Consider the following 15,934-nt stretch of genomic DNA (forward strand, 5'->3'; position numbering starts at 1 on the left):
GCGCCGTATAAATTCGTACATAGCGAATAATAGCGGTTTATCGCTTCTGCCCGGATATCATCGGCTCACGAAACGATAATGCATTATAAAAGACGCCGCGGATGGTTTGCGCATCGATACGTGCCATTCGTCGGAATTAAAAATTGTATAAATATAAAAAGCAGGTATGGATATGGCACATAAAATGAGTCGTTTAGCCCGCGGCGTGGCCGTTGGCCTGATCGCCGGCTGCAGCGCCTTTGCCGCCCAGGCGGAAATCACCTTACTGAAGCAGGATCCGCAGGCCGGCGATCCGCTGAGCCGTCTCAACTTTACCGTCGGCGGCAGCATCCGTCCGCAGTTCAATATGATGACCGGCGACGGCGATAAAGGCTCTTACAAACGCAACGGTTTCGACGGCGGCACCCGCTTCCGCTTTGCCGCTGACTACTACCTGTTCGACGACATCAGCTGGATCAGCTACTACGAACTGGGCGTCAACATCCCGGCCCTGTTCGACTGGGACAACCACTACGCCGACGGCGCCAACAACACCAGCCGCCGTATGCTGTACACCGGTCTGAAGAGCAAGACCTGGGGCCAGCTGACCTTCGGCCAGCAAAACAGCGTTTATTATGATGTCGTCGGCGCGAAAACCGATATCTGGGACTACGACATGCTGGCCCAGGCGCCGGGCAACGGCATCAACGGCGACTACGACGGTTCTTACCGTTCCCGCAAGATGCTGAAATACAAGCAGACCTTCGGCGATGCCGACGTATACGCCTCTTACCTGTTCAACGACAGCGACTACCTGCCGGGCAACGGCCTGCGCTACAAGCGTAAAGGCGGCGGCTCACTGGGCGTCGATTACCACCTGACCCGCGATCTGACCTGGGGCACCGCGTGGAACTACACCCGGGCGGAAATGCGTGACCCGACCGGCGGCGACAGCAAAACCTACGACCAGAACATTCTGGGCACTGCGCTGAGCTGGAAGCCTGACAACTGGACCTTCAGCTTCGGCGGCGGCTGGTACAATAACTTCCTGACCACCAAGCAGACCGACGTGCACAATTACTTCGCCGGCGACGCCTGGGGTATTGAATACTACGCCGGCTACACCGCACCGGTGGGTCAGTATGCGCTGAAATCCGTCACCCCTTACGTGATGGGCGATCGCCTGGAATACGTCAGCGGCCGCAACTATCAGCGTATCGATAACGGCCTGGGCATCACCTTCCAGTTCGACTACGGCTTCCGTACCGATGTGGAGCACGTGTTCACCTCCAGCACCGACAACCTTGGCGATATGACCGTCGTACGTCTGCGTTACGACTTCTGATCGTACGGGCGCCCGCCTTGTCGGCGCGGCGCCCCGTTTCTAAGAAAAAACCGCATTTTTCATCTTCTTGCTACATCCTTCCGCCCATCTCCGCGTACACTATGAGCATCCGTCCGCTCTGACCCGGACGCGCTGCAGCAGAGTATTGACGCTGCGCGCCCGTGCCGTTAGCGTGGTGGCAAAAATGGGTGACGTAACGTCAGCCCGCCAGGACAAAAGGACAATAAATCGTTATGCCTATCCGCAAAGTCAGTTTGCTACGCCTTATCCCGCTGGCCAGCCTGGTGCTGGCGGCCTGTACCACTACCCGGCCGACCGGCCCGGCCACCAGCCCGACGTCTCCCGAATGGCGCGCCCATGAGCAGGCGGTGCAGCAGCTGAACCAGTATCAGACCCGCGGCGCTTTCGCCTACCTGTCCGACAGCAAAAAGGTCTATGCCCGCTTCTTCTGGCAGCAATATTCGGCGGATCGCTACCGTCTGCTGCTGACCAACCCGCTCGGCAGCACCGAGCTGGAGCTGAACGTGCAGAAAAACGTGGTGCAGCTGACCGATAATCAGGGCAAGCGCTACGTCAGTGATAACGCCGAGGAGATGATCCGCAAGATGACCGGCATGGCGATCCCGATGAACAATCTGCGCCAGTGGATGCTCGGCCTGCCCGGGGAAGCCACCGATTTTACCCTGGATGACCGCTACCGCCTGAGCAAACTGAATTACCAGCAGGAGGGCCTGAGCTGGAAAGTCAGCTATCAGGACTATAACAGCGATACTCAGCCCCAGCTGCCAAGCCGTCTGGAACTGCAACAGGGCGACCAACGCATCAAGCTGAAAATGGATAACTGGACGCTCAAATGATTCAGCAGTGGCCCTCGCCGGCAAAGTTAAACCTGTTTTTATATATCACCGGCCGTCGCGCAGACGGCTACCACCAGCTGCAGACGCTGTTTCAGTTTCTCGATTACGGCGACACGCTGACCATCATCCCGCGTCAGGACGGGCAGATCCGCCTGCTGACGCCGGTGGACGGCGTAGAGGATGAACACAATCTGATCGTGCGCGCCGCGCGCCTGCTGCAGCGCTACTGCGATGAACGGCAGATCGCCACGCCGCCGCGCGGCGCCGACATCCGTATAGAGAAAGTGCTGCCGATGGGCGGCGGTCTGGGCGGCGGTTCGTCAAACGCGGCGACGGTGCTGGTGGCGCTGAACAGCCTGTGGCAGTGCGGCCTCAGCGATGAGCAACTGGCCGAACTGGGGCTGAGCCTCGGCGCGGATGTACCGGTTTTTGTACGCGGCCACGCCGCATTCGCCGAGGGCATCGGTGAACGGCTGCAGCCCGCCGACCCGCAGGAAAAGTGGTACCTGGTCGCCCACCCCGGCGTCAGCATTCCCACGCCGCTGATTTTCGGCGACGCCGAACTGAAACGCGACACGCCGGTGCGGCCGTTAAATGAACTGTTGCAATTGCCATACGCCAATGATTGCGAACCGATCGCAAGAAAACGTTTTCGCGAGGTTGAACAGCTTCTTTCTTGGCTGTTACAATACGCGCCGTCACGCCTGACCGGCACAGGTGCTTGTGTGTTTGCAGAGTTCAACACCGAGCCCGAAGCCCGCCAGGTGTTAAATCAAGCCCCGGCGTGGTTGCGTGGTTTTGTAGCGCGTGGCGTTAACATTTCACCACTACATCGTACCCGTTCCGGGCAAATTTGAGTCGTAGCTCGACGTTTCGTTGCGCAGGGCCCGTATTATTCGGCCCTGTATCCCTGCGCTACTACGCCTCATAAGTTTTACATACCCGTATGTCTATTGCGGCAGCCATGCTCAACAGCCCCTTGAGGCTGGCCGGCCGTCAATAGCATCTTCTCTGGACGCAAGCCTGAGGTTCTTCTCGTGCCTGATATGAAGCTTTTTGCTGGTAACGCCACCCCGGAACTAGCACAACGTATTGCCAACCGTTTGTACACCAGCCTTGGTGACGCCGCTGTAGGTCGTTTTAGCGACGGCGAAGTGAGCGTGCAAATCAACGAAAATGTACGCGGCGGTGATATTTTCATCATCCAGTCCACCTGCGCACCCACCAATGACAACCTGATGGAACTGGTTGTGATGGTCGATGCCCTGCGGCGCGCTTCTGCAGGCCGCATCACCGCCGTTATCCCCTACTTCGGCTATGCCCGTCAGGACCGTCGCGTACGCTCGGCGCGTGTGCCAATCACCGCCAAAGTGGTTGCCGACTTCCTGTCCAGCGTCGGGGTTGACCGCGTGCTGACCGTGGATTTGCATGCTGAACAGATCCAAGGCTTCTTCGACGTGCCGGTTGATAACGTGTTCGGCAGCCCGATTCTGCTGGAAGATATGCTGCAGCAGAACCTGGAAAACCCGATCGTCGTTTCTCCGGATATCGGCGGCGTGGTACGCGCCCGTGCAATCGCCAAGCTGCTCAACGATACCGATATGGCCATTATTGATAAACGTCGTCCACGCGCCAACGTTTCTCAGGTCATGCACATCATCGGTGACGTTGCCGGCCGCGACTGCATCCTGGTCGATGACATGATCGATACCGGCGGCACCTTGTGTAAAGCGGCAGAAGCTCTGAAAGAGCGCGGTGCCAAGCGCGTATTCGCCTACGCGACGCACCCGATCTTCTCCGGCAACGCCGTGGACAACATCAAGAACTCCGTGATTGATGAAGTGATCGTCTGCGACACCATCCCGCTGTCGCCAGAAATCAAGGCACTGAAAAACGTACGTACTCTGACGCTGTCCGGCATGATGGCAGAAGCCATCCGCCGCATCAGCAATGAAGAGTCAATCTCTGCGATGTTCGAGCATTAATTCGCCATCGGCGCGGACAGCCCGCGCCGATGTAGAGTTTGCCAGACGCAGTAAAAGAAAAACCCGTTGAAGCGTCAGCAACAACGGGTTTTCTATGTTAAAGCGTTCATAGCGTCAAACCTGATTACGCGTCACCACGCCTTGCGGTCAACCGGTCTCCTCAACGTAATGACTAATGCGATGAATGGTGGTGCTGGCTATTGCGGCAACGCTTGTCAAAGTGTTTTACCCACCAGTAGCGATCCGCAACCTGTTCGCGTCCGCCGATACGCGCGCCGGCCAGCCACAACAGGGCGCCAATAAATATGCTGAATATCGCCCCGTGAGAGAAGAACTGCGGCAAATTGAACTGCGAAACCTCGGCGACAATGGAATAGCCAACGCCGCCAATCATCACCAACAGCCCAAGCCCCATCAGAACGTTACCAATCACATCCGCGTTTTTACGTTTCATATGTCACCTCCATAGCGCTAAATGCCAGCGGGATGAATAAGTAATTGTTAACTCCCTTTGATGAATTAATTATAGACACTCCCGCAGCAAGGGTATTGCGCTGGCGATCACAGATGTGCAATTAATACTGACAATTCTTTACTTTAGCAGCGGCAGATCCCTCTAAACCTGAACTATAACCCATCTGCATTATTAACTTTTGCAAGTAATGAGCTGCCATTTACCGCCGGATGCGACGCGTTTTGTCATTCGGCGCCGCGGAAGGTAGACTAATGCCCTTTCCATTATTTTGAGCAGAGTGAATCTCTCCGTGAGCAGTATCAAATTGATTGTCGGCCTGGCCAACCCTGGCGCCGAATATGCGCAGACGCGCCACAATGCCGGCGCCTGGTATGTAGATCAACTGGCGCAACGCCATAACCAGCCGCTGAAAGAGGAAGGCAAATTCTTCGGCTATACCGCACGTCTGAACCTGGCCGGGAACGACGTTCGCCTGCTGGTGCCGACCACCTTTATGAATTTGAGTGGTAAAGCCGTTGCGGCCATGGCGTCGTTCTATCGCATCCAGCCGGATGAGATCCTGGTCGCCCACGATGAACTCGATTTGCCGCCGGGCGTCGCCAAGTTAAAGCTGGGCGGCAGCAACGGTGGTCATAACGGTTTAAAGGATATCCAGAGCAAGATGGCGAATAACCCGAACTTTTATCGCCTGCGGATTGGCATCGGCCATCCGGGCGACCGCAACAAGGTGGTGGGATTCGTGCTGGGTAAACCGCCGGCCAGCGAGCAGAGCCTGATCGATGACGCCATCGATGAATCGCTGCGTTGCACCGAGGTGCTGCTAAAAGACGGCATGACCAAGGCCATGAACCGTCTGCACGCGTTTAAAGCCGGCAGCTAAGTGCCTATGTCAGGTTGCGTGATTGCTGCGCAGCCTGACTTTGCTTTCCGCCGTACAGAGGTGGCACAGGCATGATGCTTCACTACAATTTGCCGCCTGAGGCGAACGGGAATGCGATGTGAGGCGAGTAACGCCCAGACGTCGGCGTAAAGAATGGCGCCTTTTTCTGAGCCAATGACGCTGCACGGGCTTTTTCTTCAGCCTATTACGGCTATGTAGTGAAAAAGAAAGTAATGATAGAATTGATAAACCTGGCGCTATATAAATAAATATCCCATTCATTTAACCTATCCTCCTTGATATCCCCCAGGCACCTAAAGAATGAAAAGCTGAAATAGCCAAGCCCTCAATGCACACAACCATAAATCACATCCAAAACTTTACAAAAAAGTTTATCTTCGGCGATGCAATAAATAGAAAATGATTATTTTTTTAATGGACTAGTCTTAGGAAAAACCCCAATAATATTTATTATTGGGGTTTGGTACATCAGTCCGCCGCTACGCGATAGGTGGGGTCGTCAAGCTCATGGAGGCAGAACGGACCGGCCTGTTTCAGCAAACTGACGCAGTCGGCACTGAGATGTCGCAGACGTACCGTCTTACCGGCGGCCAGATAGCGTGCGGTGAGCTTATCAATTGCCTCAACGCCGCTGGAATCCATCACCCTCGTCTGCGCAAAATCTAAAATAACCAGCGCAGGGTCGTTTGCCGGGTCGAATAGTTCGGCAAAATCCGTGGTGGAGCCAAAAAATAGCGGCCCCGCTAAAGAATAAATAACGGTGTTGTTTTCTTCCTTTTTATCACGAATAGATATTTTCGCCTGTTTCCAGGCAAACACCAACGCCGAAATAATTACGCCGCTGATCACCGCCACGGCCAAATCTGCGAATACCGTAATCAGGGTAACGGTAAGCAGAATAAAGGCATCCTCTTTCGGCATTCTTTTTAAGCGACGCAATGAACTCCACTCAAAGGTGTTATAGCACACCACCAGCATAATCCCGGCCAGTGCGGCAACGGGAATATAACCAATATAGGATGACAGGCTGACCACAAACAGAATCAGCAACACCGCGCCAACCGCCGCAGAGATACGCCTGCGGCCGCCGGAGGTGAAGTTAATGATCGACTGCCCGATCATCGCACAACCGGCAAAACAGCCAAACAGCCCGCACAGGGTGTTCCCTGCCCCCTGAGCAATACTTTCCCGGTTGCCGTTGCCTTTGCTGTTGCCCATTTCATCTAGCACCGTCATGGTTAACAGCGACTCGATCAAACCGACCAGCGCGATAATCACAGCGTATGGCAGCACCACCTTCAGCATATCGAGCGTAAACGGCGCCATCGGCAGGCTAAAGTGCGGCAGGCTGCCGGAGATATCCGCCAAATCCCCCACCCGCAGCGTATTCAGCCCCAGGCCGATCGCCAGCGCGGACACCACGATCAACGCCGCCAGCGATGACGGGATCGCCTTGGTCAGGCGCGGGAAAAACACCACCACCAAAATCGCCAGCAGCACCAGACCATACATCAGCGGCCCCTGCCCGGCGACCATATGCAGCTGAGCCAGCATAATCACGATCGCCAACCCGTTGACGAAGCCGTGAATCGCCGGCAGCGGCACCAGACGAATAAATTTGCCCAGGCGGAAAACGCCGATCAGAATTTGAATCACGCCGGCAAGCAGGGTCGCCCACAGTACGTAATCCATACCGTGCTGGGCCGACAGGCTCATTAACACCACCACGATGGAGCCGGCCGCACCGGATACCATGCCGGGTTTGCCGCCGAACAGCGCCGTGGTCAGGCCGATAATAAAGGCGGTATGCAGGCCGACGATGGGCGACAGCCCGCCGACCAGGGAGAAGCCGACGGCTTCCGGGATCATGGATACTGCGACAACAAAACCGGCCAGGACTTCATTCTTGACGTCCGCCAGCCTGAGGTTGCTCAGGTTAAACATACATTTTCCAGATAGTCTGAGGGTACAACAACTGCGCATGCCTGAAGCAGGCAGCGAAAAACATCAGCGCTGGCGCCAGGCCAATGCTGTTACAAAGAGAGTAAGCTGGCGGGAAAAATCAGGGTGGCGTAGGCAAGAAGTACATCCGCACGTTTCCGGTTGGTTAAAGATAGTGAACAGTATGTTGAAACGTGAGCAAGATCTCAACACAAACTTCGTAAGCAAAACTCTCAGACCTAACGCCGGGATCGTGATAGATGCGCATTACGTGTATAATGACGCAATTATTCTGCCCTTTATGCGGCCAGTTAATGCTAACTGGCTGTTAGTTAAGATATTTAAGGTGATTACAACATGGGATTCAAATGCGGTATCGTCGGCCTGCCAAACGTAGGCAAATCCACCCTGTTCAACGCGTTGACCAAAGCGGGTATCGAAGCAGCCAACTTCCCGTTCTGCACCATTGAACCGAACACCGGTGTGGTTCCGATGCCCGATCCGCGTCTGGACCAGCTGGCCGAGATCGTCAAGCCTCAGCGCATCCTGCCGACCACCATGGAATTCGTCGATATCGCGGGCCTGGTGAAAGGCGCTTCCAAAGGTGAAGGTCTGGGTAACCAGTTCCTGACCAACATCCGCGAAACCGAAGCGATCGGCCACGTAGTGCGCTGCTTTGAAAACGACAACATCATCCACGTTTCCGGCCAGGTTGATCCGGCGTCGGACATTGATGTGATCAACACCGAGCTGGCGCTGTCCGATCTGGACACCTGTGAACGCGCCATGCACCGCATCCAGAAGAAAGCCAAAGGCGGCGACAAAGACGCCAAGGCCGAACTGGCGGCGCTGGAAAAATGCCTGCCGCACCTGGAAAACGCCGGCATGCTGCGCGCACTGGATCTGAGCGCGGAAGAGAAAGCGGCCATCCGCTACCTGAGCTTCCTGACGCTGAAGCCGACCATGTACATCGCCAACGTGAACGAAGACGGTTTTGAAAATAACCCGTACCTCGACAAAGTGCGTGAAATCGCCGCCGCTGAAGGCTCGGTGGTAGTGGCCGTCTGCGCCGCCGTCGAATCCGACATTGCCGAACTGGATGACGAAGAGCGCGACGAGTTTATGGCCGAGCTGGGTCTGGAAGAACCGGGCCTGAACCGCGTGATCCGCGCCGGTTACCAGCTGCTGAACCTGCAGACCTACTTCACCGCCGGCGTCAAAGAAGTGCGCGCCTGGACCATCCCGGTCGGCGCTACCGCCCCGCAGGCGGCCGGCAAGATCCACACCGACTTCGAGAAAGGCTTTATCCGCGCGCAGACCATCGCCTTTGACGATTTCATTACCTACAAGGGCGAGCAAGGCGCGAAAGAAGCCGGCAAAATGCGCTCGGAAGGTAAAGAGTACATCGTCAAAGACGGCGACGTGATGAACTTCTTGTTTAACGTCTAAGTCATACGGCATCGCAGAATGCCTGAGAAAAACGATTAATCCTTATAAAATCCACGCAATTGCGTGGATTTTTCATTAACAAGGCATTACGATTTTAATCATAATTTCTTGAAATTGAAAAAATAGCATTTAATATAAAAATAGATAAAACCTACAACAATTGCTGATTTCGCCAGCATTCAAAATAACATGATTAACTAGGAGCGAATTGTCATAAACAAATAGCTTCTTACAGTACATATAAAAAGGAAATTAATGTGAGCAGCAGAAATTACCAAGCTATAAAAAAAGACATAAGGCTGTATGCAAATGATATGAACCAATGGTGGAAGAGTCTGCAGAAGGAATCAGTAGCAGAATGGACTCTGCTAACAACCTTTGGTTGTTGGGGAATACCTAACCATGTGTTTCAAATTACCGCATTCATCCTCACCATATTACTATTCTCTGGAAAACTTTTAAAAATAAAACACAAGCATTCGTTTTCAGAAACAGAGTCATCAATAGTTAATAAAATAAAAGAATCCAACATTACTCCGTCTGAAAAAGATGCTCTTAATTTTAGACTAGATAAAGTGAGAGGGTTCAGAAAAAATAGAAATACTCTGTTTGTTATTAAAAGAAATTGGCGATTCCTATCTAGTTATCTGTATCTAATGATATCATTTCTTTATATTTTATTCCTATAGTTAAACTTTTTACAAAGTCAATTATTTATTATTACTTACCATAGCAAAATACTCTAGTACATTAAGTGAACCTTTCAGAACAAAGAGCGGCTTCATACTGAAGCACGCTCGGATAAACGATCACATAGAAGCAGCATTTAAGTTTTTTCTACCCTAATGGCATGAATTAATAGCAGATAATTTAAGCACTCCGTAGTGGGCTTGCCTATGGCAGTTAGGACATAACGCGATCGCATTTTCAACAGAGTCCTCTCCACCTCTAGACAGCCATTCGATATGATGAACTTCAAGATATGGCGTACCATCTTCACGTTTGAAAGGCGCATCACGTTTACAACATTGACATTTACCATTGGCTCTAAATATAACCTCTGCAACAACATATGGGTTTCGCTTAAATACTCGCGATGTCACCTCTATAAAATCGGGATTTTTACTCTTGGTAGCTAATATTTCACTGCGTTGTCCAGATGATAGTCTAGATGCAGCATCTACAGCCTCTTCAAATTCAGATTTCACCTCTCTAAAACACCACTTCCCTTGTGAGTTTTCATATAATTCCCATACGCCATGGACTAAAGGATTATATATTTCAAATATATTCCCGCGTTTAAACAACCGGTCATATGTATGGTGCCGATGAGACTCATCATCTGTTCTTCTAGCTGTTTTATTAAAGCTCCAGTAACTTCTATTGCAGTTAACAGTATTAACAATGAGATTGAGGCGAGTATCATCCCTATAATTTGGATAAATAGACTTCAAATATTCATCCACCTCTACGGCTGTTGCTGCTCCGCCAAACTGCTCCTGCACCACCTGAACAGTTTTTGCTCTTATTGGCATATCTCCATATTTGAAAGTCCGACCAGATCTCTTGACCATCGCTCTATCCTCCCTGAGGATCATAGGTTCTCAAAATTAACCTCAGAATATCTAGCCATTTCGTAATTCGCAACAAATAGCACCTGCTGGATAAGATATGCTCTTGTTGCAAAAATCTGGTTCACTTGACGGATTACCACACGGCGCCATACTGCACCAATAATACCGGCTTAGTATAGTCATAGGCTCCAAACCAGAAGTTGGCGTTCATCTCAGCCGCCAAAATTCGGCGCCGCACAACGCTGCTGGCGCCAGCGGCACTTACCTTATCATTCAGTCCGTTTGCCCATATACGCCCCCTACCGCATCTGCAGGATAATAACGCTGCTGCTGGCGGGATCGGTCTTCTCACGCAGCTCTCCCACCGCTTTGGCATCCGTCTCCGCGCCCTGATTCCCCCACGAGGTGCGGATAAAGTTCAGCACCTCGGCGGTCTGCCGATCGGTAAGCTGTTTACGGTACGGCGGCATGCGATAGGCGTCGGGTACGCCGTGCGCCACTATGCGCGCAGAGCCGTTCAGCACTACGTTAATGGAAGACGAAGCGTCAACCTGCATTGAGGTCGCGCCGGCCAGCGGTGGGATCCACGGCGTCTGACCGCGGCCGTCGGCCCCGTGGCAGCTGCTGCAGCGCGCCATATACGTCTGCCTGCCGGGATGACTCCCGCTGCCGGCCGTTGCAGTGCCCTGCGGATATTGCCAGGCGCTGCCGCGGTTGTTACTGCCGGGCGGCAAGGCTTTCAGGTAGTGGGCGATCGCGCGCAGATCGTCATCGCTCATAAACTGGGTTGAGTTATTGAACGCATCGGTCATTGAGCCGAACACCACGGCGTGCTGGTTACGCCCCTGCTTCAGAAATGTCACCACGTCCTCTTCGCTCCAGCGGCTGATGCCGGTATTGGCATCGTTACGCAGACTTGGCGCATACCAGCCGTCCAACAGTGCGCCGGCCAGATAGTCCTGACTGCCGGCGTCCAGCGCCTTCTCATTAAAGGCCAGCCCGCGCGGCGTATGGCAACTGCCGCAGTGCCCCGGCCCTTCCACCAGGTACGCGCCGCGGTTCCACAGCGCATTCTGGCTCTCCTGCACCTGATAAGGCCCGCCGCGGGAAAACGCCGCGCTCCACAGCGCCAACGGCCAGCGCATATTCAGCGGCCACGGAATCTCCGTCGGGCTATTCTGGCGGGATACCGGTTTAACGCCCTGCATCATAAAGGCATACAGCGCCGCCACGTCCTCATCACTCAGCTTCTGGTAGGAAGGAAACGGCATCGCCGGATACAGACGATGGCCGTCGCGCGCCACGCCATGGCGCACCGCACGATCGAAATCGGCCAGCGTATAGCGCCCGATGCCGGTTTCGTCATCCGGCGTAATGTTGGTGGTGTAGATTTTGCCAACCGGCGTCGCCATCGCCAGGCCGCCGCTGAAAGGCGCGCCGTCCGGCGTACTGTGGCATGCCACACAGTCGCCGAGCCGGGCGACATACTCCCCTTGGCGGATCAAATCGGCGGAGGCTGCCGGCTGGCCAGCCGGCGCATGATCAAACGTAGAGGCAGGCGTGCGCAACAGCCACACGGTCGCCACCGCGGCGGCACCCACCAAACCGGCCACTATCAGGCCAAGCCTTTTCAGTTTCATGGTTCTTTCCCTATAGCGCCTGCGGCTCAGCTAAAGTTAAAACGCGACAGCGGCATGCTGCGGATCCGCTCGCCGGTCAGGCGGGAGACGGCATTCGCCACGGCCGGCGGTATGGCGGGCAGCGGCGGTTCGCCGATGCCGCCCATTTTGGCGCCGCTCTCGATAATGCGTACCTGCACCTGCGCCATGCGCGACGGCGGTAGAATCGGGTACATATCGTAGTTGCGCGCCACCGGCTGCCCTTTCTCATACACGCTCTCCTCAAGCAACACCTGAGACAGCCCGAGAGCAACCGCACTATTAACCTGCGCCTCGATGATAGCCGGGTTCACGATGCTGCCGGGATCGATCGCCTCCCACACCTGATGCACCCTTACCTGGCCCTGTTCGATGGACACCTCCGCAATCGCCGCCGCCTCGCTGCCAAACGGCGAGGCCATCGCCACGCCGCGCGCCCGGCGGCTGCCGTCAGCCGCGGTATAAGGACCGGCCTGCCATCCGCCCGACATCTCCGCCACCGCGTTAAGCAGCGTCGTCAGCCGCTGGCTTCCCTGCAATAAATGCAGGCGCAAGGCGAAAGGATCCAGCTTGCTTTTATCAGCAATCTCGTCGAGGAAGCACTCATAGAGGAAATCATTCATTGAGTTGCCCACCGAGCGCCAGTAGCCCAGCCGGACCGGCCCCTTTTTATAGATCTGCGCGATGCGCACGTTAGGAATGGCGTACGCTTTACCCGTCAGCCCTTCTAACGCGCTGGGATCCAGTTGGTCGCCGTGTTTACCTGTCTGCGCTTCGCTCGGTCCCTCGCAGATGCTGATAGCCTCCAGCGCCACGGGATAGCCCTCTGCATCCAGGCCGGCGCGAAAGCGCACCGCGGCCATCGGACGATGGGTATCGCGCAAGAATTCCTCTTCCCGGCTCCAGATCAGCTTGATAGGCCGGCCAACCGCTTTGGCCAGCGCAATAGCCTGCGGATAAACCATCGCGGTATCGTAAACAAAGTGGCGGCCAAAGAAGCCGCCGAGCAGCGGTGAATGGATAATGATTTTTTCAGGGGCAAGTCCGGTGCGTTTGGCCACGTCGGCCTGAAACATTTCCGGCGCCTGATTCGGGATCCACAGCTCCAGGGTGCCGTCGTCATTGAAGCGCGCCAGCGCCGAAGGCGGTTCAAGCTGGGCATGATTGAGATACTGGCTGTGATAGGTTGCGCTCAACGTGGTTTGCGCCGCTGACATTGCCTGCGCCGGCTCGCCCTTCACCTCCGCATCTTCCCCCTCGCCCGGCTCCTGCGCCAGCGCGGCGGCAAACGCCTCGGAGGAAAAATCAGCAGGCATATAGTTACCGTCCGGCGCGTCAGGCTCCAGCCATTCAACCTGCAGCGCTTCGGCGGCGCGTTTCGCCTGCCACCAGCGCTCCGCCACCACGGCAACGGCCCCCGGCAGTACATGCACCGAGTGCACGCCTTTCATCGCCTTAACCTGCTCTTCATTACGCAGCTGGCCGGCATGCAGACCAAGCCGCGGCGCATGCTGGACCGCAGCATGCAGCATGCCGTCAACGCGGCAGTCGATGGTATAGACGGCCTTGCCGGTCGATTTTTCGTGCATATCAAGACGCTGCACCGGCTTGCCGATCCAGCGGAACCGGGCGGGATCTTTCAGCGTCACCGAATCCGGCGACGGTACCGCCAAATCGCGTGCGCGTGCGGCAAGTTCGCCATAGCTCAGCGAGCGCCCGGACAGCGCATGGATAACGCACCCCGGCTCGGTATGCAGCTGCTCAACCGGCACGGAAAGCTGCGCCGCCGCAGCCTGTAACAGCATCTGCCGCGCCAGCGCGCCAAGACGACGCATGGTGGTGTAGCTGGATCGTACCGACTGGCTGCCGCCGGTAATACGCATCCCGCTATCCATCACCTGATACTCTGAACCGGCCGGCGCATTCTCGACGATAAAGGTCGCCGGATCGGCATCCAGCTCTTCACCCACAATCTGCGCCATGGCGGTAAATATTCCCTGTCCGCCTTCGATAAACGGCGAAAGGAATTTCACCGAGCTATCCGGGCGGATTTCGAGAAATGCCGGCACCCGCGTGCCCGGCGCTGGGCTGGCCTGCGCCGTCTGGGCGCGGCCCTGCCCAACCGGCAAACCGACGCCCAGCACCAGCACGCCGGCCAGGCTGCCGCCGGCCAACAGAAAACGACGCCGTGAAAGATTAACCGGTTGCTCACCCAGCGCTGCCAGATCGTGATCGCGTAGGTTCATACCTTGTCTCCCTTCCCTGCAACCTCATGAATGGCGGCGCCGATCGCGTTGTAGGTGCCGCAGCGGCATAGATTGACCATCGCCGCGGCAATCTCCTCGTCCGAGGGATGAGCGTTGTGCTTCAACAAGGCAGTCGCCGCCATCACCTGGCCTGACTGACAGTAGCCGCACTGCGGTACCTGATGCTTGACCCACGCCGCCACCACGCGCTGGCCGACATCATCACTTTCGATCGCTTCAATGGTGGTGATTTTTTTCCCGGCGACGGTCTCCAGCGGCGTCACGCAGGAACGCACGGCCTGGCCGTCCACCATCACCGCACAGGCGCCGCACTGCGCCAGCCCGCAGCCATATTTTGTCCCGGTCATAGCCAAATCGTCGCGGATAACCCATAGCAGCGGCGTATCCGCGTCCGCATCGGTCTGATAAATCTTATTATTGATGTTGAGTTCCATCGCTAACCGCTCCAGATAAAGTAGTGCTCACAACGACAGCCGTTCAGCTTGCAGGCTCAGAAAGTGGCTCCCCCCGCTCTGCGGGTTTAGGAGGCGTGTATCAGAATAGCTACAGAAATGAATAAGGGTGTTAATCCTTACAAAGATTAGACGAATAATTAATAGCGTCCAACTCAATGTGGTGCTGAAAAGAATTCACCATTAGCGACGCCGGATGTGGCCCACCCGGTGTGAGCCACGGACTGAAATAAAGCGGAAAACGGAGATGGAAAGCGGGAGAATCAGCCGGTGCCGATGGACAAGCGTCAGCCGTAAAGCGATACGGTTTTATCACCCAGCGGGCAAACCGTGCGGCGGCGGTTTACTGCCTCTGCTGACGAAATCTGGCGACCTTCGCGCGGTTGCCGCACAGCGCCATGCTGCACCAGCGGCGGCGATGCGATTTGGTGCGATCATAAAACCACAGCGTGCAGTCGGGGTGCTCGCATTCACGCACCAAATCAAAATGCGCATCGGCCAGCAGCGACGCCGCCAGTTCCGCCACCGGCGCCAGCAGCCGCGTCGGCGTTTTACCGTCATAGATGCGTTTAATACTCAGCCCGCCTTGTCGATCCGCCACCAGTTGCTGATGGCTGACGGCGGCGCTCAGATAGCGGTTCAGCACCGCAGGGTCCGGCGTTTCTCCGGCCTTTTTCTGTTTAACCAGGATTCTTATCGCCTCCCGCAGCCGGCGCGCCTCATGCAGCAGCTCGCCGTCGGTCGATGCCGGCGCGTCCGGCGCAGCGGCCAAACCGGCCTGTTCCAGCCAGTGGCGGACATCATCATCGGACTGCCAAAAATCATAAGGCTGCCCGTTCAGCTGCGCCAGCGTATTCAAGAAATCAAGCGCGCCATGGTCGGCGACAAACAGCGGACCTTCAACGCTATGGGAATGAGCGGACATCGACGTCTCCAACGTATATCAATGCCAGATAAAGTAACCCATAAAATAATAAATTAACAGTTACGACATTGTTGTGTGAAGGTAAGCGCTATTCCTATGCCGCTAACCCAATGAATAAAAAAGATA

At 55.4% G+C, this 15,934-nt stretch carries 14 protein-coding genes; 7 read left to right on the top strand and 7 right to left on the bottom strand.

The genetic code is table 11. The annotated features are described in order from the left end of the window. The first annotated feature begins 172 nt into the window (after positions 1 to 172). The 4 genes from I6G83_RS20255 to prs all read left to right on the top strand — a co-directional run bounded on the left by I6G83_RS20255 (position 173) and on the right by prs (position 4,166). Positions 173 to 1,324, top strand: a complete 1,152-nt coding sequence (locus tag I6G83_RS20255; RefSeq protein WP_054307648.1) for a porin — start codon at positions 173 to 175, stop codon at positions 1,322 to 1,324. A 233-nt stretch (positions 1,325 to 1,557) separates the two neighbouring features. Next, entirely contained in the window at positions 1,558 to 2,181 is a 624-nt protein-coding gene (lolB, locus tag I6G83_RS20260) for a lipoprotein insertase outer membrane protein LolB (RefSeq protein WP_015672653.1), read from the top strand. Continuing rightward, entirely contained in the window at positions 2,178 to 3,038 is an 861-nt protein-coding gene (gene ispE / locus I6G83_RS20265; RefSeq protein WP_054307644.1) for a 4-(cytidine 5'-diphospho)-2-C-methyl-D-erythritol kinase, read from the top strand. Before lolB ends, ispE begins: the two co-directional genes overlap by 4 nt. Positions 3,039 to 3,218: 180 nt before the next feature. Beyond that, complete coding sequence (prs, locus tag I6G83_RS20270) at positions 3,219 to 4,166, top strand: ribose-phosphate diphosphokinase (protein WP_015672655.1); 948 nt, start codon at positions 3,219 to 3,221, stop codon at positions 4,164 to 4,166. Between the two features lie 172 nt (positions 4,167 to 4,338). On the opposite strand, the gene ychH is transcribed toward prs, so the two are convergent. Further along, on the bottom strand, positions 4,339 to 4,620 hold the full coding sequence (gene ychH, locus I6G83_RS20275) for a stress-induced protein YchH (protein WP_015672656.1): 282 nt from the start codon (positions 4,618 to 4,620) through the stop codon (positions 4,339 to 4,341). Positions 4,621 to 4,930: 310 nt separating this feature from the next. Between ychH and pth the strand changes: the two genes are divergently transcribed. Continuing rightward, positions 4,931 to 5,521, top strand: coding sequence for an aminoacyl-tRNA hydrolase (gene pth, locus I6G83_RS20280; protein WP_054307645.1), 591 nt, complete (start codon positions 4,931 to 4,933; stop codon positions 5,519 to 5,521). Positions 5,522 to 6,010: 489 nt separating this feature from the next. Here pth and I6G83_RS20285 read toward each other — a convergent pair whose 3' ends face one another. Further along, positions 6,011 to 7,486, bottom strand: coding sequence for a SulP family inorganic anion transporter (locus tag I6G83_RS20285; RefSeq protein ID WP_054307646.1), 1,476 nt, complete (start codon positions 7,484 to 7,486; stop codon positions 6,011 to 6,013). A 354-nt stretch (positions 7,487 to 7,840) separates the two neighbouring features. Here I6G83_RS20285 and ychF point away from each other — a divergent pair, with 354 nt between their 5' ends. Further along, positions 7,841 to 8,932: a redox-regulated ATPase YchF gene (gene ychF, locus I6G83_RS20290; RefSeq protein WP_015672659.1), complete on the top strand. Its 1,092-nt coding sequence runs from the start codon at positions 7,841 to 7,843 to the stop codon at positions 8,930 to 8,932. 257 nt (positions 8,933 to 9,189) lie between these two features. Next, complete coding sequence (locus I6G83_RS20295; RefSeq protein ID WP_232238929.1) at positions 9,190 to 9,621, top strand: hypothetical protein; 432 nt, start codon at positions 9,190 to 9,192, stop codon at positions 9,619 to 9,621. Positions 9,622 to 9,774: 153 nt separating this feature from the next. Here the strand turns inward: I6G83_RS20295 and I6G83_RS20300 are convergent, their stop codons facing one another. The 5 genes from I6G83_RS20300 to I6G83_RS20320 form a co-directional block, all read right to left on the bottom strand. Then, positions 9,775 to 10,506 carry an HNH endonuclease gene (locus I6G83_RS20300; RefSeq protein WP_072186184.1) on the bottom strand — a complete coding sequence of 244 codons (732 nt, stop codon included), beginning with the start codon at positions 10,504 to 10,506 and terminating at the stop codon, positions 9,775 to 9,777. A gap of 299 nt (positions 10,507 to 10,805) precedes the next feature. Then, a complete protein-coding gene (locus I6G83_RS20305) occupies positions 10,806 to 12,146 on the bottom strand; it encodes a c-type cytochrome (RefSeq protein ID WP_062778907.1) in 1,341 nt (446 codons plus the stop codon). Positions 12,147 to 12,172: 26 nt separating this feature from the next. Continuing rightward, the gene (locus I6G83_RS20310) at positions 12,173 to 14,410 is read right to left on the bottom strand and encodes a xanthine dehydrogenase family protein molybdopterin-binding subunit (RefSeq protein ID WP_054305883.1); all 2,238 of its coding nucleotides are present in this window, start codon (positions 14,408 to 14,410) and stop codon (positions 12,173 to 12,175) included. After that, the gene (locus I6G83_RS20315) at positions 14,407 to 14,865 is read right to left on the bottom strand and encodes a (2Fe-2S)-binding protein (protein ID WP_054305882.1); all 459 of its coding nucleotides are present in this window, start codon (positions 14,863 to 14,865) and stop codon (positions 14,407 to 14,409) included. Before I6G83_RS20315 ends, I6G83_RS20310 begins: the two co-directional genes overlap by 4 nt. Before the next feature lie 361 nt (positions 14,866 to 15,226). After that, entirely contained in the window at positions 15,227 to 15,808 is a 582-nt protein-coding gene (locus I6G83_RS20320; RefSeq protein ID WP_054305881.1) for a CGNR zinc finger domain-containing protein, read from the bottom strand. Positions 15,809 to 15,934 lie beyond the last annotated feature (126 nt).

This window comes from Serratia rubidaea, from assembly GCF_016026735.1.
Lineage (GTDB): Bacteria > Pseudomonadota > Gammaproteobacteria > Enterobacterales > Enterobacteriaceae > Serratia_B > Serratia_B rubidaea.

Bases quoted from the DNA above. Each gene is read 5' to 3' on its own strand.
- I6G83_RS20255 (WP_054307648.1), top strand. From the start codon at position 173: ATGGCACATAAAATGAGTCGTTTAGCCCGCGGCGTGGCCGTTGGCCTG.
- lolB (WP_015672653.1), top strand. From the start codon at position 1,558: ATGCCTATCCGCAAAGTCAGTTTGCTACGCCTTATCCCGCTGGCCAGC.
- ispE (WP_054307644.1), top strand. From the start codon at position 2,178: ATGATTCAGCAGTGGCCCTCGCCGGCAAAGTTAAACCTGTTTTTATAT.
- ychH (WP_015672656.1), bottom strand. From the start codon at position 4,620: ATGAAACGTAAAAACGCGGATGTGATTGGTAACGTTCTGATGGGGCTT.
- I6G83_RS20285 (WP_054307646.1), bottom strand. From the start codon at position 7,486: ATGTTTAACCTGAGCAACCTCAGGCTGGCGGACGTCAAGAATGAAGTC.
- ychF (WP_015672659.1), top strand. From the start codon at position 7,841: ATGGGATTCAAATGCGGTATCGTCGGCCTGCCAAACGTAGGCAAATCC.
- I6G83_RS20300 (WP_072186184.1), bottom strand. From the start codon at position 10,506: ATGGTCAAGAGATCTGGTCGGACTTTCAAATATGGAGATATGCCAATA.
- I6G83_RS20305 (WP_062778907.1), bottom strand. From the start codon at position 12,146: ATGAAACTGAAAAGGCTTGGCCTGATAGTGGCCGGTTTGGTGGGTGCC.
- I6G83_RS20310 (WP_054305883.1), bottom strand. From the start codon at position 14,410: ATGAACCTACGCGATCACGATCTGGCAGCGCTGGGTGAGCAACCGGTT.
- I6G83_RS20315 (WP_054305882.1), bottom strand. From the start codon at position 14,865: ATGGAACTCAACATCAATAATAAGATTTATCAGACCGATGCGGACGCG.
- I6G83_RS20320 (WP_054305881.1), bottom strand. From the start codon at position 15,808: ATGTCCGCTCATTCCCATAGCGTTGAAGGTCCGCTGTTTGTCGCCGAC.